At 36.6% G+C, this 24,314-nt stretch carries 16 protein-coding genes and 1 riboswitch; of the genes, 12 read left to right on the forward strand and 4 right to left on the reverse strand.

The annotated features are described in order from the left end of the window. Window positions 1–19: 19 nt before the first annotated feature. The gene (locus SFA27_RS01370) at window positions 20–727 is read left to right on the forward strand and encodes a HesA/MoeB/ThiF family protein (protein ID WP_047377346.1); all 708 of its coding nucleotides are present in this window, start codon (window positions 20–22) and stop codon (window positions 725–727) included. Window positions 728–909: 182 nt separating this feature from the next. Here SFA27_RS01370 and SFA27_RS01375 read toward each other — a convergent pair whose 3' ends face one another. After that, window positions 910–3,135, reverse strand: coding sequence for an outer membrane beta-barrel protein (locus SFA27_RS01375; protein WP_407295663.1), 2,226 nt, complete (start codon window positions 3,133–3,135; stop codon window positions 910–912). 119 nt (window positions 3,136–3,254) lie between these two features. Further along, a riboswitch (SAM-I-IV-variant riboswitch) is annotated at window positions 3,255–3,352 on the forward strand. Window positions 3,353–3,649: 297 nt separating this feature from the next. Between SFA27_RS01375 and SFA27_RS01380 the strand changes: the two genes are divergently transcribed. Continuing rightward, a complete protein-coding gene (locus SFA27_RS01380; RefSeq protein WP_407295666.1) occupies window positions 3,650–6,394 on the forward strand; it encodes a TonB-dependent receptor plug domain-containing protein in 2,745 nt (914 codons plus the stop codon). A gap of 115 nt (window positions 6,395–6,509) precedes the next feature. On the opposite strand, the gene SFA27_RS01385 is transcribed toward SFA27_RS01380, so the two are convergent. After that, window positions 6,510–8,633 carry a TonB-dependent receptor domain-containing protein gene (locus tag SFA27_RS01385; RefSeq protein WP_407295668.1) on the reverse strand — a complete coding sequence of 708 codons (2,124 nt, stop codon included), beginning with the start codon at window positions 8,631–8,633 and terminating at the stop codon, window positions 6,510–6,512. A 191-nt stretch (window positions 8,634–8,824) separates the two neighbouring features. Between SFA27_RS01385 and SFA27_RS01390 the strand changes: the two genes are divergently transcribed. Together SFA27_RS01390 and SFA27_RS01395 are read left to right on the forward strand one after the other, a co-directional pair. Then, window positions 8,825–9,844, forward strand: a complete 1,020-nt coding sequence (locus SFA27_RS01390) for a sensor histidine kinase (protein WP_407295670.1) — start codon at window positions 8,825–8,827, stop codon at window positions 9,842–9,844. Next, entirely contained in the window at window positions 9,837–10,514 is a 678-nt protein-coding gene (locus SFA27_RS01395) for a LytR/AlgR family response regulator transcription factor (RefSeq protein ID WP_407295673.1), read from the forward strand. Before SFA27_RS01390 ends, SFA27_RS01395 begins: the two co-directional genes overlap by 8 nt. A 167-nt stretch (window positions 10,515–10,681) precedes the next feature. On the opposite strand, the gene SFA27_RS01400 is transcribed toward SFA27_RS01395, so the two are convergent. Beyond that, window positions 10,682–12,949, reverse strand: coding sequence for an aconitate hydratase (locus SFA27_RS01400; protein ID WP_264519253.1), 2,268 nt, complete (start codon window positions 12,947–12,949; stop codon window positions 10,682–10,684). Window positions 12,950–13,267: 318 nt separating this feature from the next. Next, window positions 13,268–16,051, reverse strand: a complete 2,784-nt coding sequence (locus SFA27_RS01405) for a bifunctional aconitate hydratase 2/2-methylisocitrate dehydratase (RefSeq protein ID WP_047377352.1) — start codon at window positions 16,049–16,051, stop codon at window positions 13,268–13,270. Window positions 16,052–16,404: 353 nt separating this feature from the next. Between SFA27_RS01405 and SFA27_RS01410 the strand changes: the two genes are divergently transcribed. From SFA27_RS01410 to SFA27_RS01445, 8 genes are all read left to right on the forward strand, one after another. Next, entirely contained in the window at window positions 16,405–17,109 is a 705-nt protein-coding gene (locus SFA27_RS01410) for a WG repeat-containing protein (RefSeq protein ID WP_407295675.1), read from the forward strand. A 286-nt stretch (window positions 17,110–17,395) separates the two neighbouring features. After that, window positions 17,396–19,513, forward strand: a complete 2,118-nt coding sequence (locus SFA27_RS01415) for a TonB-dependent receptor (protein ID WP_407295677.1) — start codon at window positions 17,396–17,398, stop codon at window positions 19,511–19,513. A gap of 204 nt (window positions 19,514–19,717) precedes the next feature. Further along, complete coding sequence (locus SFA27_RS01420) at window positions 19,718–20,467, forward strand: hypothetical protein (protein ID WP_047377355.1); 750 nt, start codon at window positions 19,718–19,720, stop codon at window positions 20,465–20,467. After that, window positions 20,455–20,997: an acyl-CoA thioesterase gene (locus SFA27_RS01425; protein ID WP_047377356.1), complete on the forward strand. Its 543-nt coding sequence runs from the start codon at window positions 20,455–20,457 to the stop codon at window positions 20,995–20,997. The genes SFA27_RS01420 and SFA27_RS01425 overlap by 13 nt, the downstream gene beginning before the upstream one ends. A 77-nt stretch (window positions 20,998–21,074) precedes the next feature. Beyond that, window positions 21,075–21,461, forward strand: coding sequence for a GxxExxY protein (locus SFA27_RS01430; protein WP_319800599.1), 387 nt, complete (start codon window positions 21,075–21,077; stop codon window positions 21,459–21,461). A 45-nt stretch (window positions 21,462–21,506) separates the two neighbouring features. Further along, entirely contained in the window at window positions 21,507–22,436 is a 930-nt protein-coding gene (locus SFA27_RS01435) for a 2-hydroxyacid dehydrogenase (RefSeq protein ID WP_407295681.1), read from the forward strand. A gap of 97 nt (window positions 22,437–22,533) precedes the next feature. Next, window positions 22,534–22,890 (forward strand): hypothetical protein, encoded by a 357-nt coding sequence (locus SFA27_RS01440; protein ID WP_407295684.1) that lies wholly within the window; start codon window positions 22,534–22,536, stop codon window positions 22,888–22,890. Between the two features lie 145 nt (window positions 22,891–23,035). Next, window positions 23,036–24,298, forward strand: a complete 1,263-nt coding sequence (locus SFA27_RS01445; protein ID WP_264519249.1) for a serine hydrolase — start codon at window positions 23,036–23,038, stop codon at window positions 24,296–24,298. The last annotated feature ends 16 nt before the right edge of the window (window positions 24,299–24,314 follow it).

Below are 24,314 nucleotides of genomic sequence, written 5' to 3' on the forward strand. Positions count from 1 at the left end.
TAATGGTTCAGTTATAATTATGAAAGAAGATCATTTTTCACGATACAGCCGGCAGATATTTATCGAAGAGATAGGACTGGAGGGACAAAAGAAAATAATAATTTCCAAAGTTCTTGTCGTTGGAGCCGGAGGTTTAGGAAGTCCGGTTATACAATATCTTGCCGCCGCAGGAGTAGGAACTCTAGGCGTTATCGATTTTGATGAAGTTGAACTTCATAATCTGAATAGGCAGATTATACATACCGAAAACAGAGTAGGATTATCCAAAGTGAAGAGCGCAGAAACATTTGTAAAAGAACTCAATCATCAGGTGAAATTGATAGGAATTGAAGAGAAAATCAATAAAGAGAATGCCGAAGAAATCATTTCTCAATACGATGTTATTGTTGACGGCTCAGACAATTTTTCAACAAGATATCTGGTGAATGATACCTGTATAAAATTGCATAAAACTTTGGTTTACGGAAGTATCTTAGGATTTTCAGGACAAGTTGCTGTATTTAATCATAATGGAAGCAAAAACTTGCGGGATATTTTCCCTGAACCACCTTTTGATGAAGATGTGCCGGATTGTGACAGCCTTGGCGTATTGGGAGCTCTTCCCGGGATGATAGGAAGCATGATGGCTCTTCAGACGTTAAAAATTATTACTAATCTTCCTGTGAGTGTTAATCAGCTGACTTTGGTAGATACGCTGAGTTGGAGATTTCAGACGATAGATTTCTGATGTTAGTATAAACACTAATATCACGAATCTTTCACAAATAACACCATTTTAATATCAATAGAAACGGGCTTTAGCCCGTTTTACTTTTATAAAACCGTCCATTGGCTTTAGCCAAAAACTTACCTACAAAAAAATAGACGATAATTATTTACCGCCTATTTTTATTCTATTACAAAAAAGGATTATTGTGCCTGCTGCATTACACCTCCGTTATCCTCTTTTTTAGTCTGGTTCAGGATATTCGGGTCCTCTTTTGCCAGCTTATTTCTTGTCGGAATTTTATAGTTGATGGAAAATCCGAAATTCCTCGTGTCATATTTACTGCTGATCATTACCGGAGTTCCTGATGGCGGGTTAGAACGTACCTGCATCATCTGTCCGTTGAAAATATCATTCGCAAAGATAGAAAGTGTCAGACGGTTGTTCATAAACTTCTTCGTCAACGTAATATCAAGAGAGTTGTTGAACGGTTTCTCTGCCGTGAAGTAGAAATATCCTGCCTTTGGAGTCAGATAACTGTAATTGGCTGTCAGTTTGATGTGTTTCGGCAAAATAATCTGAGTCATGATATTAAAAATCCAGAACCCTTTATTATTCAGATTGTCGATTTCATGCTTCTGATATCCTGCATATAAGTACATGAAATTAATTTTATCCGGGTTGAAATTAAACTTCATAATTTCGCTCAAAGGCTTGCTGAAAATCATAAAAGGAACCGGTAATCCCACGTTGAAGTTGTGAATTTTCATATTTGAAATGTTCACCTGCTCGTTGAAAAGTTTTCTTCCGTCTTTTCGGATGATCTGTGCTACCTGATTGCTTGCCGAACTTACGCTGTATCCGATAAATGCATAATCAAAAGCCGAAATTTTCAATTCATAGTTATCAAAAATAGTAGGCTGTAGATTGGGGTTACCATTTACTTCTGTACTTGGTCCGGAGAACGTCACGTTATTCGGGTTCAGGGCAGAAATACTAGGTAAACTGATTTTTCTGTTATAATTTGCGGCAATATAAACCTGATTCATCATGTTATACTGTACACTCGCATTCGGGAAAAACTTAAACTTATTGAAAGGAATCAAATTAGCCTCTACCAATTTCGCATCTTTATCAAAATATCTTGTTACTCCTGAAATATCATAGTTCTCAGCACGGGAACCTAATGTGAAGTCAAATTTTTTCAATTTTGCCTGAAACTCCAAATAGGTAGATGCCGTTTGTCTCTGATATTCAAGATTGGTTAAACCAAAACTTTCCGTATCATAATCCTGTTTCTCGTATAAACCTCCAAAGCTTACTTTTCCGCCATCAAGAAGCTTGATAGGCTGGGCATAATCTACTTTGAAGTTGGCAATATTCATCACAGATTTATTGTTCAGAATATCTTTCAAACCATTGGTAGGACTATTGATTGGCGGGTTTGCAGGCATTACAAATGTCCCATCTTGAAAGAAATTATCCTGAGAAAATTTACTGTCTGATCTTGTATACCCAAACTGAAAGTCCAGTTTTTGAGATTTGTCAGCAAAACGTTTTTGATACGTTACAACAGCTTCCTGTCTCAGGCTATTGGTATGAGCAACATCCGAAGATGTATAAAAAGCTTCTCTTAAATCTTTTGGATTATTCTGGAAAGGCAAATCTCCATGACCATTACTTAAAGTATAATTGTCATTATTATTGTGATAAATATCGTAGTTTAATAATAATCTGTCCTGCCCCAAATCAAAAGTTAAGCCTGATTTTGCAAAATATCCACGTCCGTATCTATCGGTATGACTTGTTAAAAGCTCATCCTGCTGGCCATTCAGCATACTTTCACGGTAATTTTGACCTACGTTCAGCTGCCATCCGAAATATTTATTTCTTGCATTTAAATTAACAGAATTGGTTGTTCTGTTTCTGTATTTATCATAATTCGTGAAAGAATAATTCCCGGAATAAGTTGCTGTTAAATATTTATTGGCGTTTTTATTAGTGATAATATTCATGATCGCACCTCCGGAAGTAGCCGGAAATTCAGCGCCGGGCTGGGTGATTACCTCAATTCTTTCTACAGAGTTGGCGGGCATTCCTTCAAGGAAGGAGTTTAATTCATTGGAAGTGATGTTCAAGGGTCTCCCATTCAGATACACTTCAAGCATTTTTCCCTGATACATCATTCCTGCGATGTCGGTAGATACAAGTCCCGGAAGTTTTTTAATTCCCTCCATAACATTTCCGTTATTCAGCTGAGGTTGTTCAGAAAAGTCAAAAATAGTACGGTCTGCTTTTTGTTCAACGGCTTTTTTAGTTTTGGTGATCACTACCCCTTCAATTTGTTTTTCCTGAGGTTTATTACTTTTCTCCTGCGAGAAAACAAAAATAGAGCCTAATAAAGATAAAGCGAAAATCGTTTTTTTCATAATGTTTTTACTGATATCCGGTTAGACGCTGAAAAAGATAATTTGTTACGCTAAAATTGTGAAAATCGAAAAATTAAGCTAAAATTTTTTTTATTTCCGAAATAATTATATCTTTGCCGGGTAATTATCAAGAATCTCTAGATGGGATAGCAACCTGCAAAAACAAGCAAGGTGCTGCAATCGATAAGCCGGATCTTCCGGAAAAAATGTTTATCATTCTATCATTACCCATCTTGAATTTTTGTTTTAAAGTTAAAACCAAATGTTTAAAGACAAGGGAAATCACCTTACATCAGTTATTTTTTATTCCTCGGATCATGAAGTGAATCTTCATTATTCTGATATGTTTTCATGCCATTTCTATATGCGCATGTGTTGTTGCTGCTAGCACTTTCTATTTCTAAAAAATAATACAAACATTCCGATCATCAAAGGTAACCTTACAATTAAGGCTACAGGGTTTGTATTGCTCAAAAAAACAATTTTTAACAACAAAAAGTAAACAACCAACAACATGCATAATTTCAAAACAAAAATATTTATTCCTTCTTTCGCGCTTATCTCTACATTTTATTACGCACAGACGGACACTTTACAATCTAAAAAAATAGATGATGTAGTCATCCTTGGATCAAGAGGTTCCGGAAGATCACTCACAGATACGCCCGTTCCGGTAGATATCATTAATATATCAAAAATTTTAAAACAAAGCCCGACGAACAATATCAGCCAGGCTTTAAATTATATTGTCCCTTCATTTTCATCCACTTCACACACGGTGAACGATGGAACTGACTTTGTAGATCCTGCTCTTCTAAGAGGGTTGGGTCCTGATCAGGTTTTAGTGTTACTCAATGGAAAAAGACGATATCAGTCTTCATTGATTAATGTAACGCTTACACCGGGAAGAGGCTCTGTAGGAACTGATCTTAATGCTATTCCCGCTTTTGCTTTGGAAAAAATTGAGGTTTTAAGAGACGGAGCTTCTGCTCAATATGGTTCTGATGCCATTGCAGGAGTAGTTAACCTGGGATTGAAAAAAAGATTAGGACTTTCCGGACAGGTATTTCTCGGTGGATATGCTTCGCCTGTTGCTAATAATTTCTCAGGAGGAGTTGACGGACAGACTATTTCTGTAGATCTTAATTATGGAGCGAAAATTGGAAAATCCGGATTTATTAACGTGACAGGTTCTGCGCAATACCGTGATCCTTATTCCAGAGCGGGAGTAAGGGAAGGAGATATTTTCAATGCGTATAATGCTATTAATTACAGAGCATTACAGGACGGAGTTAATATTGATGGTTTGTATAAAAATATTACCAACACTTCCAATACTCAGCAGATTATCAATACGGTAAAACAATATGCGACTAAGGTTGGTTATTTTGGAACTGATTTCCAGTCTCAGATCTCAGGGGCAAACAGTATTTCTGATCTTCAAAAAATATTAGGTAAAGATTTTACGTCCCAGGAACTTAACTACAGAGGATTGGAAAGAAAAGATTTCAGCCTGAGAGCAGGACAGTCTAAGCTACAATCGGGGCAGCTCTTCTTCAATTCTGAAATTCCTGTGAATGAGGATTGGAAAGTGTACTCATTTGGAGGCTATAGCTACCGTCTTGGAAATGCCGGAGGATTTTACAGACTCCCAAATACGGAGAGAAACATCAATGCAGTTACTCCCAATGGATATCTCCCTCAGATTGAAGCAGCTGTAAATGATTATTCTCTTGCTGCCGGAATTAAAGGAAAATGGAATGGCTGGAATGTGGATTTAAGTAATACATTTGGGAAAAATACCTTTGGTTTTGGGGTTGTAAATACCTTTAATGCCTCACTTACAGACAGCTCTCCAAGAACTTTTGACGCCGGAGGATCTGAGTTTTCACAAAATACCGTCAATCTTGACTTCTCCAAAAAATATGATGTACTGAAAGGATTGAACATTGCTTTCGGAGCTGAATACCGACACGAAAATTATAAAGTGAACGCCGGAAATGAAAACTCTTATGCTTCTTATGATATTTATGGTCGTGTGGTAACTACCAAAACTCCTGAAAATGAAAAAGTAACCGATTTCTTCGGAAGTATAAGACCAGCCGGAGCTCAGGTTTTTCCAGGCTTTAGTCCGGAAAATGCAGTTTCCGGAAACAGAAACAGTATTGCGGCTTATGCTGATGCAGAGCTGGAAGTTACTGACGGATGGTTGTTGGAAGGTGCTTTGCGATATGAGAATTATTCAGACTTCGGATCTACATTCAATTATAAGGTGGCAACCAATGTAAAACTGGCTCCCAATCTGAACTGGAGAGGTGCTGTTTCTACAGGATTTAGAGCACCTTCTTTAGCGCAGATCTATTATAGCTCTACTTCTACACTGATTCAGCAGGGAAAAACTACACAGGTGGGTACTTTCAGGAATAATTCTGAAGCAGCGCAGGCATTGGGTATTCCGAAATTAAAACAGGAAACCTCACAATCCTACAGCACAGGAATTACATGGAAGATTCCAACATTAAGCCTTACTTTCACAGCAGATGCTTATTTAATAAAGATTAAAGATAGAGTAGTGCTTACAGACCTTTTCTATCGTCCTGACGGTAATTTTACTCCAGGTTCGGATCAGGCAGTTCTTCAGGACGCTTTTGATCTGGCAAGGGCTAGTGCTGCCAACTTCTTTGCCAATGCAGTAGATTCTCAGACAAAGGGGTTGGATATTACCATTTCTCAAAATTCAAAAATTTCATCAGGAGTTTCCTTAGAGAATAATCTGGGAATTAACTTTAATCAAACCAAAAGAATCGGAGATATTCATGCGTCTCCTAAATTGGTAAGCCAGATTGATAATTATTTCTCAGAACCGAATAGAGTGTATTTCGAAGAAGCTGTACCGCGCGTAAAAGCTACTTTGTCCAATACATTAAGGGTTTCCGGACTTACTTTCGTACTGCGTAATTCTTTCTTTGGTAAGGTGACAGATGCAGACGTTTTAGATGCTAATTTTGACGGGGTAACAGGGAGTACAGAGCATTTTGTTCTTAATAACCGCTTCGTGACAGATTTATCTGTGGGATATGATTTTAATAAAAATATTTCAGCAACTATCGGAAGCAATAACATCCTGAATATACTGCCTTCCAAAAGCCCGAATATAAGTTCATTAACGGCTGATAACCAGTTTGTATATTCCAGACAGGTTTCTCAGTATGGAATAGGAGGAAGGTTCTTATTTGCAAGAATTGAATTCAGGTTCTAAATAGAGGCATGATTTATAAATTATTTAAACAAAAAAACAGAGATGAACTCTCTGTTTTTTTTATATATGATGATGGTTATCTCAGGAAAAATTCCCTGAGCTTAGTTTTTTGCAGTTATTGGGCACGGTTTTTTTCTTCAAAATTGACTGATCTGTTATTCGATTTTACTTTCTGATTTCCAAAATTATAGGTGATGCTGAGGTTCATTCTTCTGGCATCCCAATAGTTGTTGAAAGATTGTGTATTATCAGTAAAATACATATCAGCTCTCAATCCGGACTGTCTGAAAATATCGCTTACAGAAAGATTGACCTGAAGGGCTTTTTCCGCAAAACTCATTTTTACTCCTGCATCCAGACTCGCTGTGTTTTTCATAGAAAAATATCCGTCTCTGGAAGGAAGATTATTCCAGTAATTGACAAATAGCATGAATGTCTTAGCTTTATTCAGTTGGAAAGTATTGTTCAAAGAAAAATAAAATGACTGTCCGTTTTTAGCAACCAGATTGAACTTTGTAATCTGAGTTTCATTATAACTGAATGAGGTTGAGATATTACTTTCCCAGATTTTGAAAAACGTATCCGTATAATTGAAATTGAGCCCGTAAATATTTTGATTGTAATAATTTTCATAAGTACTGGTAAGGTCAATTCCGTTCAGGAATGAGAGTTGATCAAAGTTATTCTTTGTTCTCTGATAGTAAAGATTCGCAGAAAATTTGTTTTTAAAAATATAATTGAATTCAATATTATGATTAAAAGAAGGCTGCAGGCTTGGGTTTCCGGTATAATAAGAATTGGGATTAGAATACCATCGGAACGGATCTAAAGCCCGGAAATAAGGGCGATTGATTCTTCGGGAATAATTAATGCTGAACTGATTATCCTGATTCGCTTTATAAGACAAATAGGCTGTTGGGAAAAATTTTCCGTAATTATTCTCAGATTTTGACTGTGTAGTAGGAGAAAAACCGCTGGTTTGTGAATATTCATAACGGAGTCCGGCTTTTACAGACCATTTTTCACCAAGGTCTTTACTGGCACTGATGTAAGCAGCATAATTCTTTTCATTATAATCAAAAAGATTACTCTTTACCGGATCTATGATATAATTTCCATTGTTAAAATTAAAATATGCAATGTCCGAATTATTAGAAAACTGGCTGTATTTTGCACCTGTTTCTACCTGAATTTTTTTGAAATTTAAAGTCAAATCACCCTGTCCGGAGTAGATTTTATAATCTACGGAAGAAAGGTTTCTCACAATCTGTATTGCATTGCTGGTGACATTTCTTGTCGTAAAATTAACTTCCGTATCAGGTAAATTTCCATAATAGTTGGCTCCAAAACTAAGTTTATGCTCCCCCAACTTTTGATCAAAATAGAGATTAAGCATTTGGGTTGTAAAAGGAGAACGATGCTTTGAATCCGTCTCTGTTTGTAAAGTAGGCATACCATCTGTAAAGTAACTTTGTGTTGAATGGATATCCATATTGGTATGTCCCTTTGTAATATCGTATACCAATCCGATATTGGAATTTTTAGAAAGAGAATAGTCAAAATTTGCATTCAGACCGAGTCCGTCATTCATATCCCTTCTTTCATCCTTGCTGACAGAAGAATTTTGGCCGATAATATTATATTTTTCCACTGATCTTTTATCTCCGTCATAGCCCATTACTTTTACGGAGGCTTTTACTTTTTCATTCTGATAATTTACTCCTGCTACACTGCTGAAACCAGCATATGTTCTCTGTGTGTAATTGGTATTCAGATAGCCGCTCCATCCAAGATTCTGATTCTTTTTAAGAACGATATTGATAATTCCACTGTTTCCCTGTGCTTCATATTTGGCGGGTGGAGTAGTAATAACTTCAATTTTCAATATGTTTTCAGAACGGAGGTTTCTCAGATAATTAATCAGTTCAGATCCGGAAAGATTCAGCATCCGGTCATTCACCATCACAGAAACACCGTTTTTTCCGGCAATAGAAAGAAGACCTTTATTTTCATCCACCTGTAATAATGGAGTGCCAGCCAACACCTCAGTTCCGGAACTTCCCTGTGAAAGCATAGAATTCTGAACATTATAAACCAGGCGGTCCACTTTACGCTCTACAAGAACTTTTTTGCCATTCATCGTTACTGCCTCAATTTTGTTGACGTTAGCAGTGTCTTTTGTTTGTGCTGTTATAAAAGAACAAACAAGGGTAGTTATTAATAAAAGGTGCTTTTTCATAGGTTATCAATGTCAGATTAATTGATCTTTATGTTGAATTTCTCTGACAAAAGTATAGGGAGAGCCTTTGATTGGAAATAGCGTTTAGACGAAGCCCAGGATTATGCATGTAAAAATAGTTTCGTCGGAAAAAAACAGGTTTTTATCGAAAAGGGTTGATGAATTATCCCCACAGAGATTTATATTTGAATATGAATAAAAAGCAAATTATCTGGCTTCAGATTTTTTATTGGAGTTTCAATTTTATAGGAAACAATATCACCCCTTATTTCTTTTTTCCTGAGCGAAGAGGATTTGAAACGTATGTGCTGAATTTTACTTATTTTATTACTGAAATTTCTACTTTTTATCTTTTGTATCTGGTTATTATTCCGAAAGTATTAAATCTGGAGAAACTTTATTCTGCTGTTTTAGTTTTTTTGATCTCTATTTTAAGTTTTGGTGTCATTCGGTATGGAATTGAAGAAGTGCTGCTTCCTATTACTCTTGGATTCAGAAATTATAATAAAGATACCGGACTTTTATATTATTTGACAGATAATATCTACAATGCATCATTGACCGTTTTCATTGCAGGAATTTTGTGGATCGTAGAGAAATATGGTGTTGCCGAAAATGATAAAAAGCAACTTCTGATTGAAAAAAAACAGGCAGAACTTCAGGCGTTGAAAACCCAGATCAATCCTCATTTTATTTTTAATTCATTAAATAATATCTATTCCCTGGTGTATCAAAAATCGGATAAAGCACTTCCTGCCATTGAAGAACTTGGGCAATTGCTGAGGTACAGCACAAAAGATCTTGAAAAAGACTCAATTTCTCTGGATAAAGAAATTGGATATATTAACAGTTTAATTGCACTGGAAAAGCTTAGAATCAGAAATCCTGAACTGTTGAGTATCGAAAAAGATATTCAGCACCCACAGCTTAAAATTTCACCGATGCTGTTGGTTCCTTTTGTTGAGAATGCTTTCAAACATGGTGATTTCCGGGATAAAGGTTTTGAAATGAAAATTTCAGATCATGATAAGGTGCTGCATTTTTATCTTTTAAATTTTAAAACACATAAAATGAAAGATACCGTTTCAGGAATAGGAATCCAGAATGTAAAAAAAAGGCTGGAAATATTATATCCTAAACATCAGCTTGAGATCCGTGATTCAGAAACAGAATTTATTGTAGATTTAAAAATTGAATTACGGGATGAATAAGATCAAATGCATCATTGTGGATGATGAGCCACTGGCAATCTCTCTTCTTGAACATTATGTAGAAAAAATCTCTTTTCTTGAACTGGTTTTTTCTACAGAAAACCCAATTCTTGCTTTAGAATATCTTCAGAAAAATGATTCCGACCTCATCTTTCTGGATATTCAGATGCCTGAGCTTACAGGAATCAATTTTATGAAGATTGTTGGGCCTGATCAAAAGTATATTCTGACAACAGCCTATTCAGAATATGCTCTGGAAGGATATGAACATAATGTTGTGGATTACCTTTTAAAACCTATTTCCTTTGAAAGATTTCAAAAGAGTGTATTAAAGGTTCAGGAGCGGTTTTCTTTTCCACAGGAGGAAAATACCCATTTCTTTGTGAAATCCTCCGGGCAGAGGCATCGTATCTGCTTTCACGAGATCCTTTACGTGGAAAGTATCAAAGATTATATTAATATCCGGACGGAAAACGATGAGTTTATTGTTCTGGATACTCTTAAATCAATGGAAAATCAACTTTCTGAAAGGTTTGTACGGATTCATAAATCTTTCATTGTCAACCTGGATAAAGTCAAAAGTATTGGAGCTAAAAAAGTGATTCTTCCTGAATATGAGATTCCTATAGGAGAAAGTTATAGAGCAGGTCTTCTTGATAGATTAAAGTGATAGAATATCATGATATTAATTTGAGAGTTAAACCTTACAGGTTTTAGAAACCTGTAAGGTTTGGAACATTTACCAAAGTTCAGCAAAGAAAATTTTAATACGGTTAAAATAAAAAAAGACGACTTCAATTGAAGCCGTCTTTATATTAATTAATCTAACAATTAATCTTATTTTTCCTGTTGTTTGATCAGGTTCAGAGCAGAACCAGCCTTAAACCAATCAATCTGCTGATCGTTGTAAGTGTGGTTGGCCATGATGATGTCTTTAGTTCCGTCAGCATGAACGAATTCTAAAGTCAATTGTTTTCCTGGAGCAAACTGATCAAGATCTAAGAAGTTAACAGTGTCATCTTCCTGGATTTTATCATAATCAGCTTCATTAGCGAAAGTGATTCCAAGCATTCCTTGTTTTTTAAGGTTGGTTTCATGGATTCTCGCAAATGATTTTACCAATACTGCTTTTACACCCAGATGTCTAGGCTCCATGGCAGCGTGCTCTCTTGAAGAACCCTCACCATAGTTCTGGTCTCCCACAACGATTGTTGGAACGCCTGCCGCTTTGTAAGCTCTTTGCACAGCCGGAACTTCACCGTATTCACCGGTTAATTCATTTTTAACTTTATTGGTTTCCATATTGTAAGCATTTACAGCCCCAATCAACATGTTGTTTGAAATATTGTCTAAGTGACCTCTGTATTTCAACCATGGTCCAGCCATAGAAATGTGGTCAGTAGTACATTTTCCGAAAGCTTTGATCAATACTTTAGCGCCTTCAATGTTTTTACCATCCCAAGCCGGGAATTCTTCTAATAACTGAAGTCTGTCTGAAGTAGGGCTTACGTTCACAACAACGCTTGAACCATCTTCAGATGGAGCCTGATATCCGTTATCGTCTACCGCGAATCCTTTTGAAGGAAGTTCATAACCTTTAGGCTCGTCAAGTTTTACCTGTTCACCTGCTTCGTTAGTTAATGTATCTGTAATCGGGTTGAAGTCTAGTCTACCTGAGATCGCCACAGCAGCTACCATTTCAGGAGAAGCTACGAATGCGTGGGTATTTGGGTTACCGTCAGCTCTTTTGGCGAAGTTTCTGTTGAAAGAGTGAATAATAGAGTTTTTCTCTCCTTTTTCAGCGCCTTCTCTATCCCATTGTCCGATACATGGTCCACAAGCATTAGTAAAGATTCTTGCGTTTTCAAATTTTCTGAAAGAATCTAAGAAACCATCTCTTTCTGCTGTGAATTTTACCTGCTCAGAACCAGGGTTGATTCCTAATATAGCTTTAGGTTTTACTCCTTTTGATACTGCATCTTCTACGATAGAAGCAGCTCTTGATAAATCTTCATAAGAAGAGTTGGTACAAGAACCGATAAGAGCCCACTCAACTTCTAAAGGCCATCCGTTAGCTTCAGCTTTAGATCTGAATTCAGCAACCGGAGTCGCCAAGTCCGGAGTGAAAGGTCCGTTTAAGTGTGGAGTCAGTTCAGAAAGGTTAATTTCTATTAATTGGTCGAAATATTGTTCAGGGTTAGCATATACTTCAGCATCACCTGTTAAGTGTTCAGCGATTTTATCAGCAGCATCTACTACATCCTGTCTTCCTGTAGCGGAAAGATATCTTCTCATAGAATCATCATATCCGAAAGTAGAAGTTGTAGCTCCGATTTCAGCACCCATGTTGCAGATAGTTCCTTTACCTGTAGCGGAAAGGGATTCAGCACCTTCACCGAAATATTCTACGATGCATCCTGTTCCTCCTTTTACAGTAAGGATTCCTGCTACTTTTAAGATAACATCTTTTGCAGAAGTCCATCCGCTCATTTTACCGGTTAATTTTACTCCGATAAGTTTAGGCATTTTAAGTTCCCATGCCATTCCTGCCATTACATCTACTGCATCAGCACCTCCTACACCGATTGCTACCATTCCCAGTCCTCCTGCATTTACCGTGTGAGAGTCGGTACCGATCATCATTCCTCCAGGGAAGGCATAATTTTCCAGTACAACCTGGTGAATGATACCTGCTCCCGGTTTCCAGAATCCGATTCCGTATTTATCACATACAGAACTAAGGAAGTTGAATACCTCAGAGTTTTTGTTGATCCCTTCCTGTAAGTCTTTGTCAGCACCTACTTTCGCCTGGATCAAGTGATCAGCATGGGCAGTGGAAGGAACAGCTACTTTAGTTTTTCCTGCCTGCATGAACTGTAAAAGGGCCATCTGTGCAGTGGCATCCTGCATTGCTACTCGGTCTGGTGCAAAGTCTACATAAGAGTTTCCTCTTTCATAAGCCTGTGTAGCATTTCCTTCCCAAAGGTGGGTGTAAAGGATTTTTTCTGAAAGGGTAAGAGGTTTTCCTACAGTTTGTCTTGCCGCAGCAATTCTTTCCGGGTAACGCTCATACACCTTTTTGATCATATCAATATCAAAAGTCATATCTTAATTTAGTTTTGTTCTTTTTCCGTTAATGCTTCTTTTTCTACTGTCTGAAAAAGAAAAATCACTTTTTTATATATCAAAAAACGTTCCTATAATCCATAAACAGGGGTGTTTTTGATTCCAAAATCAATAGATTTTATAACTTTCAATTTAAGAAAAATTAGAATTTATTTTCCGGATTTTATCGAAAAAAAAACGTAACTATCTTAAAATAGAAACGTTCTAAACAAAAAATTGGAAGATTTTAAATCTTTAAGGATCAAAATCTTCCAATTATATAATTTCTAATAGTCTTACGACTAATTCATTAATCTCTTAGTGAGCACTTGTGCTAGTCAATTCTTTAATAGAAGGTACAAAAGTGGTAAGATCAATCCCTTCAACTGCAGCTTTATACTCATCAATGCTAGGAATTCTTCCGATAATCGCAGAAAGAACAACAACCGGAGTTGAAGCAAGAAGAGATTCTCCTTTTTTACGTTCAGAATCTTCCACTACTCTTCCCTGGAAAAGACGGGTAGAAGTAGCTAAAACAGTATCTCCTTTAGCTGCTTTTTCCTGGTTACCCATACAAAGGTTACATCCAGGACGCTCCAGATACATTACGTTTTTATATTCAACACGAGCTTCTCCTTTTGGAGCATTATCATCAAATTCAAAAGCTGAATATTTTTCTAGTAATTCCCAGTCTCCTTCTGCCTTTAATTCATCAATAATGTTGTAAGTAGGAGCTGCTACTACAAGAGGAGCACTAAATTCTACCTTTCCTTGTTGTTTTTCAATGTTTCTAAGCATCTGAGAAACAATCTTAAGGTCTCCTTTGTGAACCATACAAGATCCTACGAAACCAAGGTCTACTTTTTTCTCACCTCCATAATAAGAAAGATCTCTGATGGTGTCGTGAGTATATCTTTTAGATACATCGTCGTTGTTTACATCCGGGTCAGCAATCATTGGTTCAACAATTACGTCAAGATCTACTACTACTTCAGCGTAATATTTAGCGTTTGAATCCGGAGTCAAAGCAGGCTTTTCTCCTGATCTGATCTCTGCAATTCTCTTGTTTGCTTTGTCAATTAGGCCCTGAAGAACTTTATTATGGTTATCCATACCCTTGTCAATCATGATCTGGATTCTGCCTTTTGCAATTTCCAGTGATTCAATCAAGGTATTATCTTCAGAAATGTTGATAGAAGCTTTTGCTTTCATCTCAGCAGTCCAGTCTGTAAAGGTAAAGGCCTGGTCAGCAGGAAGTGTTCCGATGTGAACCTCAATGATTCTACCCTGGAATACATTTTCTCCTCCAAACTGCTTCAGCATCTGAGCCTGAGTTGCATGAACCACATCACGGAAATCCATGTGTTCTTTCATGTTTCCTTTGAATGTTACTTTTACAGATTCCGGGATTGGCATTGATGCTTCACCTGTAGCTAATGCAAGAGCAACAGTTCCTGAGTCAGCTCCGAAAGCTACTCCTTTAGACATTCTTGTGTGAGAGTCACCTCCGATGATGATGGCCCACTCGTCTACAGTGATATCGTTAAGAACTTTGTGGATAACGTCAGTCATCGCGTGGTATTCACCTTTCGGGTCACGGGCTGTAATCAAACCGAACTCGTTCATGAATTTCATTAGCTTCGGAATGTTAGCCTGAGCTTTTTTGTCCCAAACTGAAGCGGTATGACATCCTGACTGGTAAGCACCATCAACAATTGGAGAAATCACCGTTGCTGCCATGGATTCAAGTTCCTGAGAAGTCATAAGACCTGTTGTATCCTGAGATCCAACAATATTTACCTGTACACGAACGTCAGAACCAGCGTGTAATACTTTTCCAGGAGTAGTTCCAACAGCATTTCTGTTGAAAATCTTTTCTACAGCAGTAAGTCCTTGTCCTTCGTGAGAGATTTCTTTTGACGGAGCAAAAACAGCAGGTGCTTCAACTCCTAAAAGCTGAGCTGCAAATGTCTGTAGTTTTTTACCAAATACGATAGCGTAAGATCCGCCCGCTTTGATGAATTCCATCTTTTGCGGAGTGAAAGATTTGGTAAGGTCGATAAGTTCTTTATCGCCGTTATATAATTTCTTTTCTTTTGTATTGATTGTTAGAACAGTTCCTGTTGCTACTGAATATGCCTCTTCAAGAACGATGTCTCCATTTGCGTTACGAATTGGGTTACCGTTTTCGTCAACTTTCTTTACCCAGTTTTTAAGGTCAACACCAATACCTCCGGTAACGTCAACTGTTGTAAGGAAGATTGGTGAAATACCGTTTGTTCCTCCTACAATTGGAGCGATGTTTACGAATGGTACATATGGGCTAGCCTGTTTTCCTGTCCAAAGAGCAACGTTATTTACTCCTGACATTCTTGATGAACCTACACCCATTGTTCCTTTTTCAGCGATAAGCATAACGCTTGCATCAGGATGTTGTGCCTGCAAAGCTTTAATTTCTTCCTGAGCCTGAGGAGTGATCATACATTTACCATGAAGTTCACGGTCTGATCTTGAGTGTGCCTGATTACCCGGAGAAAGTAAATCTGTAGAGATATCTCCTTCACCAGCAATGAATGTTACTACTTTAATTTCTTCAGCAACTTCCGGCAGCTTCGTAAAGAATTCAGCTTTTGCATAGCTTTCGATGATTTCTTGTGCAATTTCGTTACCGCTGTTGAAAGCTTCTTTCAGACGGTTAGTATCCGCCTCATAAAGGAAAACCTGTGTTTTAAGAACAGCAGCAGCTTCTTTAGCAATAGCAGTGTCATTACCTAAAGCAAGATCAAGCAATACTTCAATAGAAGGTCCGCCTTTCATGTGAGATAATAGTTCAAAAGCATATGCCTGAGAAATTTCTTCTACTATGGATTCACCCAGAATAATTTCTTTTAAAAATTTTGCTTTCACTCCCGCTGCACTTGTAGTTCCGGGTAGCGTGTTATAAATGAAAAATTTAAGAGAATCCGATCGGTCTGCATTACCTGAATCTTTAATCTGTGTAATGATTTCGCTTAGTAATTCAGCACTGTCAATTGGCTTTGGATGAAGCCCCTGGGTTTTTCTTTCTTCAATCTCTTTGATGTAATCCTTATAAATATTCATAATAGAAGGTCTTTCAACATTAAAGGTAGGCCTGCTTCTTCTTTACCGGTCTGTACAAATACAGTTAATGACATTTTGAGTTCTCGCATTTTGATGCAACATTAACCGAATAAAGTCAGCATAATCTACACTTTTTTAAAAGTTTTTTAAAATTATCAAACAATTCAAAATGTTCCCAAAATTACGAATTTTTAATATTTTATAGAAACGAAATTATTTAGATTCTTTATAAATATGAATTTTATAATATCTATTTTTGGTCATATTTTTGTAGACATATGGCGAATATGAAAAATATCCTTAACGTTTTATGCATTTTTACTTCGGTTTTTGTTTTTTCACAGACTAAATCTGTGAAGAAAATAACGACGAAGAAAGGTGTGAAAACTACAGTTAATAAAGGGCCTGCAGCCAATAAGCCTAATCCTGATTTAGTAGTAATCAATAAAGATCTTCCGGTTTTGATTCCTAAGAAGAAAGGAGATCATTTCGGGTATGTCAACCAGAATGGAAAATTTATAATTCAGCCGGAATATCATATTGCCGTATTTTTTTATGAAGACTGTAATCTTTTGAATTCGCCTAATGAAAAAGTCAGGAAATTTGGAACAAAAAACTATGCTACAGTAGAAAAAGATATGATTTCTTACAGGATAGACCAGTCTGGGAAGAGGGTATACCAATTCAAAGATGCAGATTTTGGAAAATGTAAATTTGAAGAGTACAAGCAGCAGCTGTTTCAGGCTTATACTATGAACGGCTTTTACGGAATCATAGAAAAATCAAAATTTGTCAATGCCGCAGATTACAGGCAGTTCCAGATTTATCCTCAATATCAGTATTTGTACATTATGGAAGGAGATGATGTAGCCAATCCAATGATTGTTGCTTCCAATAATGATAAATTTGGAGTTATTGACGTTAACAATAAGATTATTATTCCTTTTGAGTATGCTAATATTAAGAGAAACTTCAGCTGGAAGCTGGGGAAGATGTTTGAAGTCTCCAAAGATGGAAAAAGTTACTATTATGTTGATGCGGATAATAAAACCTACTAAAGAATTATAAATTATAAATGATGAATGATTCATCTAATAACTCTTATTTTTCATTCTGCTTTTTCCTATCCTGTAACTCAAAACCCCGTACCTCGCACCCCGAATCTCAATTCATATATTTTTTGTAATTTTGCGGCTGAAATAAAGGGGTGCTTTAACAGGCTGAGATTATACCCAATGAACCTGGAACAGGTAATGCTGTTTAGGGATGCGTCTTCATCAGGCGCTGAATTGTATAATATCTTATCGATCCCCTTTTATTCATTAAATGTCAAAGATTTATAGAATGAAAGGATTATTTTTTTTAGGGCTTAGTGTAGCCTCTGTGGCTTTTATGCAGGCCCAAAATAAAGATTCTCTGAAAATCAGAGAAATTGAAGCGGTCAATTTTACCAAAAGACTTCCGGTAGCGAAGGAAATCATCAATGTACAGAAAGATTTAGACGGGAAAAATTTAGGACAGGATCTTCCTATTCTTTTAAAAAATCAAACCTCTATTATTTCTACTTCAGATGCGGGAAATGGGGTAGGATACACCGGCTTTAGAATCCGTGGAGTTTCAGGAAGCGGGATTAATGTAATGATGAATGGGGTTCCATACAATGATTCTGAAAGCCAGGGAACATTTTTTGTCAATGTTCCGGATTTAACAAGTTCTGCTTCACAGATTGTCATTCAAAGAGGGGTGGGAACCTCCAATAACGGTGTTTCTGCTTTCGGAGCAAGTATCAATGTGATTTCTAAAGATCCTGAAGACAAATTTTATTTTAAAACAGATGACAGCTATGGCTCATTTAATACCTATAAATATTCTGCTGAGATAGGTTCCGGTAAGTTCTGGAAAAACCGTCTTTCCGTAATGGGAAGATATACTCATATTCACTCTGACGGATATATTGACAGGGCTTCATCAAACTTACATTCCTATAATTTTACGGCCTTATTTGAAGAAGGGAATACCAAGTTACGCTTAATGGCTTTTGGTGGAAAAGAGAAAACGTATCAGGCATGGAACGGTATTGATCATAAAACGTGGGAAACGGATCCTAAGTTTAATGTTTCAGGAGCAATTTATGATGCCAATTGGGAGAATATCGTAAGTTTCTATAACAACGAAACAGACAATTACAGACAGAACCACTATCAGCTGCTTTGGGAACAGAAATTCAGTGACCGATGGAATCTTGAAACTACTTTTCACTATACCAAAGGAAAAGGATATTACGAAAATTATAAGCAGGGAGATCCTTTTTCAAGATATAATCTGCCGGATATAACAGAAGGTGGACAAATTATAAAATCTTCAGATTTCATCAGAAAAAAATGGCTGAATAATGATTTCTATGGAATGGTTTCAACGCTTTATGGGAAGTTTGAAAACTTAGATTTGAACGTTGGGGTAGTAGCCAACCAATATTACGGAAGACACTACGGAAATGTTACCGGTGTATTTTTTCCTCAGATTGATGAAAGTGAGTACTACAGAAGCCGCTCGATAAAGAATGAAGTATCCGGTTTTGCAAAGGCTTTGTTCAGAGTAGAGAACTTTGAGTTTTTTGGTGATTTACAACTTAGAAAAATCAACTATAACACCAAAATCCTGATGGCAGGTGATGGTGAAGGAGCAGATTTAAGCAAAAACTGGCTGTTTTTTAATCCAAAAGCCGGAGTAAATTACAGAATTGAAGGTGGTAAAGTATTCCTGTCATATGCTCATGCCCACCGTGAGCCAAACAGGGATGATCTGATGGCTAATAACGACGTTAAAGCTGAAAAACTTCACGACGTTGAAGCTGGTTTTGAAAAACAGTTCGGGATTGTATCATTTACTGCCAATGTTTATTATATGTATTATGTGAACCAATTGGTTTTGAATGGAGAACTTAATAATGTAGGAGCATTCATCAGAACCAATTCCGGGAAGAGCTACAGAAGAGGAGTGGAACTTGGTGCTTTGGCAAAATTATCCAAACAATGGGAAGTTTCAGGAAATGTAACCTTAAGCCAGAGCAGAAACCAGGATTTCAATATTCAGAATGGAGATGTTCCCAAAAGCCTTGGAAATACACAGATTTCATTCTCCCCGAACGTGATTGCCAATTTAGGACTGAAATTTAATCCTACAAAGAACTTTCAGTTTGCTTTAATGAATCAATATGTAGGAAAACAATACCTGGACAATACGGAAGATGCGAACCTGCAGCTTAAAGATTATTTCCTGACAGATTTCAATGCTCAGTATCAGTTTAAAATTGCTAATAATGAAGTTGCATTAAAACTATTGGTGAATAACCTGTTCAACAAAAAATATGTCAACAACGGATCTGTTTATGAAGGACAGCCGTATTATTTTTCACAGGCAGGAACCAACTTTATGTTTGGAGTGAGCTGGAAGATTCATTAATGAGAAGGTAAGGGAAGCAAATAAGTGAATTTGTAATTCTGCCCTTTTACTCATTTCATTATAATTGTTAAGCTTAAAAAAAGAAGTTTAAATACCCGTATTCCTGTTTTGATACAGAATAATCAAAAGACTGTTTCGGCAGTCTTTTTTTATATAGGTTAAATATCTTAAAAAGTCATGAAAAAGTTATAAATTTGCTGCCAAATGAATATTTCAGCATACATTTTAGAATACTTAAAACAATTTGGAACTGCCACGGTTCCAGGCTTTGGGGTGTTTTCACTGAAAAATTCTAAGGCAATTATCAATTCCGAAAACGGGAGCATCTTACCTCCAGCCAGTCAGATTGAATTTACAATAGACTACGAGGTGCAGGCTGAAGATCTTACTGCTTTTATTGCAGGACAGAAGCAGATGTCCTTAGAAGCTTCAAGAAGTGATCTGAAGATCCAGACAGATTTTTGGAAGAAGAAACTTCAGGCCGAACAGGTTCTTGAAATTCAAAACCTTGGAACAGTCTTCATTGAAGAAGGACATACCCACTTCAAAGGCAAAAGAATAGAATCAGGACGTCCGGACTTTTATGGACTGGAAGAGATCAGATTTTCAGATATCAATAATGGAGAAAAGGTTAACCCTTCAGTTAATCGCGAAAAAGATTTTAAATTCAGAAAGACTATTCTCTGGGCCTTTCTTTTGATTATTCCGGTTTTGGGGATTTTATACCTTGCATTTACCCAGCAGGAACTTCTTTTTGGTAAGAAGTCTTTCAATAAGGTTTCTGTACAGACCTCTACCCACAGAATTGTAAAAGATACAATTAAGGTGATGGTACACACCCCGGAAACATCCGTTTCAGATTCTTTGAAAAAAGATTCATTAAAACCTGTCGGAAAAGGAGTAAAACAAGCTCCGGCCGTTCCAAACAACACTAAGACTAGATGGCAAAAATAAAAAAAGCGTCAGAATCTCTGACCATTATGACCAATATCGTTCTTCCGAACGAAACCAATTCTTTAAGAAATCTTTTTGGAGGTGAACTTTTAGCGAAAATGGACCGTTGTGCGTCTATTTCTGCAGCAAGACACTGCGAAAGAAGAGTAGTAACAGCTTCTGTAAACCACGTATCTTTCAATCATCCGATTCCGGAAGGCGGAGTAGTGGTATTGGAATCTAAAGTTTCCAGAGCATTCTCTACTTCTATGGAAGTATATGTGGATGTATGGTTGGATGACCCTATCAATCAGAAGAAAATTCACACCAATGCCGGTATTTATACCTTCGTTGCTGTAGATGAATTCAACCGTCCGATTCCTATTCCGGAAATGATTCCTGAAACAGAAGAAGAGAAAGAAAGATTTGCTGCAGCATTCCGTAGAAAAGAACTTTCATTAATTCTTTCCGGAAGAATGAAACCTTTGGAATCTGTAGAACTTAAAAAGTTATTCCAGGAACCACAGGAGCCTAAGAAAGACAAGAAATAAAACACAAAAAACACAAATGGTTGGCACAAATTTTCACAAATGGTTTGTGCTCAGCCAGATGAAAAAAAATAATCAAAATGGATATTTCAGAAAATGATATATCAAAAATTGTTTATGAAGCAGGGTATATAGTTCATAAGTCTCTGGGACCAGGACTTTTGGAAAGTGCTTATGAAGAATGCCTGTTTTATGAATTAAATAAACATGATATTCTTGTAGAGAGACAAAAACCGATGCCATTAGTTTATGATGAAATTAAAATGGATGTTGGCTATAGACTTGACTTTTTGATTGAGAGAAAATTTGTACTGGAAATAAAATCTGTAGAATCATTGCATGATATTCATCTGGCACAGATACTCACTTACCTTCGTTTAAGTAATTGTAAGCTTGGTATGTTAATCAATTTCAATACACTTCAGTTTAAAAATGGAGTTAAGAGAGTGATTAACGGTGCTTTGTAATTTGTGCTATTTGTGAAATAAATTAGTGTCATTTGTGTTTAAACTATGAAAATACTTCTTTTAGATAAAAATCATCCTCTTATCACTGAACAGCTTTTGGCTCAGAATTTTATATTGGAAGAGGATTTTACATCGTCTTATGATGAGGTTTGTGATAAAATTGGAAATTACGACGGGATTATTATCAGAAGTCGTATTCCGTTAGACAAAAGCTTTCTGGAAAAAGGTAAGAATCTGAAATTTATTGCAAGAGTAGGAGCTGGAATGGAAAATATAGATATTCCTGTTGCTGAAAAGCTGGGAATCCAGCTGATCAATTCTCCGGAAGGAAACAGAGACTCTGTAGCAGAGCATGTGGTAGGAATGCTGCTTGTGATTATGAACAGACTTTTTATTGCTTCTCAGGAAGTAAAAAACGGGATCTGGAAACGTGAAGAAAACAGAGGAGATGAATTGCTGGGAAAAACTGTGGGGCTTATCGGATATGGAAATATGGGGAAGGCTACTGCTAAAAGGCTTTCAGGATTCGGATGTAAGGTGATTTTCCATGATATACTCCCTGATCTTTCGGATGAATATGCAACGCAGGTTTCACTGGAAGAATTGAAACAGTCTGCAGAGGTTTTAAGTTTACATATTCCTTTGACTTCGGAAACGCATTATCTTATTGACGAAAATTTCATCGCAGAGATGAAAAACAACTTCTATTTTGTTAATACGGCAAGAGGGAAAAATGTAAAAACTAAAAGTTTAGTAGAAGCATTGAGGTCAGGAAAGGTAAAAGGTGCCTGTCTGGATGTATTGGAGTATGAAAAGTCTTCTTTTGAGCATATTGAAACAGAAAATGAAGATTTAAAATACCTTCTTGAATCTGAAAAAGCAATTGTTACACCGCATATTGCCGGATGGACCCATCAGAGTAAAGAAAAACTGGCCCAGTTTATTGTAGATAAAATTATAGCTTCACATTGTTAGGCTAATAAACGAAGAAAATAAAAAGCTAAAAAGGCGGGTTTGCAAAAAAGTGAACTCGCTTTTTCATAGATTTTCAAACAAGTAAAACGATGTAATCATGATCTGGACACCAATACCTATTGAAGAAATCTTAGAAATGATTTTCTCAACAGAAAAAGAGTTAAATGGTAATCTTTTAAACTTCTGGGATTTAATCAAAATAGATCCTGAGAAATGGGATGAAGAAGATTACGGGCAGGAAGGCGGTGGCTTTTGGGTAGTAGGATTAATGGGAAGAAGAGTCATCTATTATAATGATATTGAAGAAGGATTTAATATTTCAGAGTATACAGAATACGGTACAATTGATCATTATTATTGTAATCAGGATGAACTCCGGATAGCAATTTTGAATCTTTATAGTATCATCACATTTGGAGGAAGAGTTATAGGGCAGGCAGGTCCTCCTATTTAGAAAACAAATTTGCGTTTCTGGTAATCGTGGTCATTTTGCCTATTCGCGATTTTTTTTCTCATTTATGTTAAATAATTCATAATATGCCTATCTTATTTATTATTTATTTTTGAGTTTTATTAAATTGCCGCTCATTTTGAATCTCATGACGAAGCGTAATTTTGTACTTATCCTAACTGTTCTTTTATCAATATTTTCTTGTAAAAAAAAGACTGAAGCCAAAGAGACTTCAGCGGAAAATACGACCAATCTTCCTAACTATGGAAACGTAGATCTTGGAGATGTTTTCACTAAAGGTGATGGACAGCTTCTGAACAGGCAGACAACAGTAAGCTATATAGACCAGTACTACAAAAAAATATGGGACGGAGGAGATCTTAGCGGCGGAATTCTGGTTGCTAAAGGAGATGAAATTCTTTACGAAAACTACAGAGGTTTTGGAAGAGAAGGCAATCAGATGCCGATTGATAAAAATACACCTTTGCATGTAGCTTCGGTTTCAAAAACATTAACAGCAATGGCAATGATGAAACTTATTGAGGCAGGAAAAATAAAACTTACAGATCATCTTACCCAATTTTTTCCGGGGTTTCCATATCCGAATGTTACCGTTCAGACTTTATTGGATCAAAGAAGCGGTCTTCCGAAATACGAATATTTTATTACCAAAATACAGCCTGCTCCGGCAGAACTTTCCAAACCGTTTATTACGAATCAGGATGTATTGAATATGATTATCAAATACAAACCTGATCTGGCAAGAGATACTGATACAGGGTTTATGTACTGTAATACCAATTTTGCTCTATTGGCTTTATTGGTTGAAAAAGTTACAAAAACTCCCTTCCCGCAGGCGATGAAAGAAATGATTTTCACTCCGTTGAAAATGAACCACACGTATATCTTTCAGGAAAAAGATATTCCTACAGCTTCACAGTCTTTCTATTATGGAGGAAATAAATTGTATCCTTTAGACAGGCTGGATCTTATTTATGGTGACAAAAATGTATACACTACCCCAAGAGATTTGTACAATTTCTCAAAAGCAATGTTTTCAAAAAACTTTCTGAAACCGGAACTGATGGAGATGGTTTTCGCCCCTTACAGCAATGAAAAGGCAGGAATGAATAATTATGGATTAGGATTCAGGATGAAAATTTTTGATAACGGTGAAAAACTGACATATCACAACGGCTGGTGGCATGGGACAAACTCTGTATTCGCGCACCTTTTAAAATCTAAAGTGACCATAGTAGCTATTGGAAACAAATATTCAAACAAAGTATACACAGCCCTTGCGTTATCCGGATTATTTGAGGATTTTCCTTTACAGAAGGAGAAGCTGCACACCGTTATGCATGACAATAAAGATACTTTAAATTCCGGACAGGAAGTTTTTGGAGAATAATGTTTATTTTTGCTTA

The organism is Chryseobacterium sp. HR92 (assembly GCF_045689405.1).
Classification (GTDB): domain Bacteria; phylum Bacteroidota; class Bacteroidia; order Flavobacteriales; family Weeksellaceae; genus Chryseobacterium; species Chryseobacterium viscerum_A.

Excerpts from the sequence above, each read along its gene's own strand:
- SFA27_RS01370 (WP_047377346.1), top strand. The coding sequence starts at position 20 with ATGAAAGAAGATCATTTTTCACGATACAGCCGGCAGATATTTATCGAA.
- SFA27_RS01375 (WP_407295663.1), bottom strand. The coding sequence starts at position 3,135 with ATGAAAAAAACGATTTTCGCTTTATCTTTATTAGGCTCTATTTTTGTT.
- SFA27_RS01380 (WP_407295666.1), top strand. The coding sequence starts at position 3,650 with ATGCATAATTTCAAAACAAAAATATTTATTCCTTCTTTCGCGCTTATC.
- SFA27_RS01385 (WP_407295668.1), bottom strand. The coding sequence starts at position 8,633 with ATGAAAAAGCACCTTTTATTAATAACTACCCTTGTTTGTTCTTTTATA.
- SFA27_RS01390 (WP_407295670.1), top strand. The coding sequence starts at position 8,825 with ATGAATAAAAAGCAAATTATCTGGCTTCAGATTTTTTATTGGAGTTTC.
- SFA27_RS01395 (WP_407295673.1), top strand. The coding sequence starts at position 9,837 with ATGAATAAGATCAAATGCATCATTGTGGATGATGAGCCACTGGCAATC.
- SFA27_RS01400 (WP_264519253.1), bottom strand. The coding sequence starts at position 12,949 with ATGACTTTTGATATTGATATGATCAAAAAGGTGTATGAGCGTTACCCG.
- SFA27_RS01405 (WP_047377352.1), bottom strand. The coding sequence starts at position 16,051 with ATGAATATTTATAAGGATTACATCAAAGAGATTGAAGAAAGAAAAACC.
- SFA27_RS01415 (WP_407295677.1), top strand. The coding sequence starts at position 17,396 with ATGAAAGGATTATTTTTTTTAGGGCTTAGTGTAGCCTCTGTGGCTTTT.
- SFA27_RS01420 (WP_047377355.1), top strand. The coding sequence starts at position 19,718 with ATGAATATTTCAGCATACATTTTAGAATACTTAAAACAATTTGGAACT.
- SFA27_RS01425 (WP_047377356.1), top strand. The coding sequence starts at position 20,455 with ATGGCAAAAATAAAAAAAGCGTCAGAATCTCTGACCATTATGACCAAT.
- SFA27_RS01430 (WP_319800599.1), top strand. The coding sequence starts at position 21,075 with ATGGATATTTCAGAAAATGATATATCAAAAATTGTTTATGAAGCAGGG.
- SFA27_RS01435 (WP_407295681.1), top strand. The coding sequence starts at position 21,507 with ATGAAAATACTTCTTTTAGATAAAAATCATCCTCTTATCACTGAACAG.
- SFA27_RS01440 (WP_407295684.1), top strand. The coding sequence starts at position 22,534 with ATGATCTGGACACCAATACCTATTGAAGAAATCTTAGAAATGATTTTC.
- SFA27_RS01445 (WP_264519249.1), top strand. The coding sequence starts at position 23,036 with ATGACGAAGCGTAATTTTGTACTTATCCTAACTGTTCTTTTATCAATA.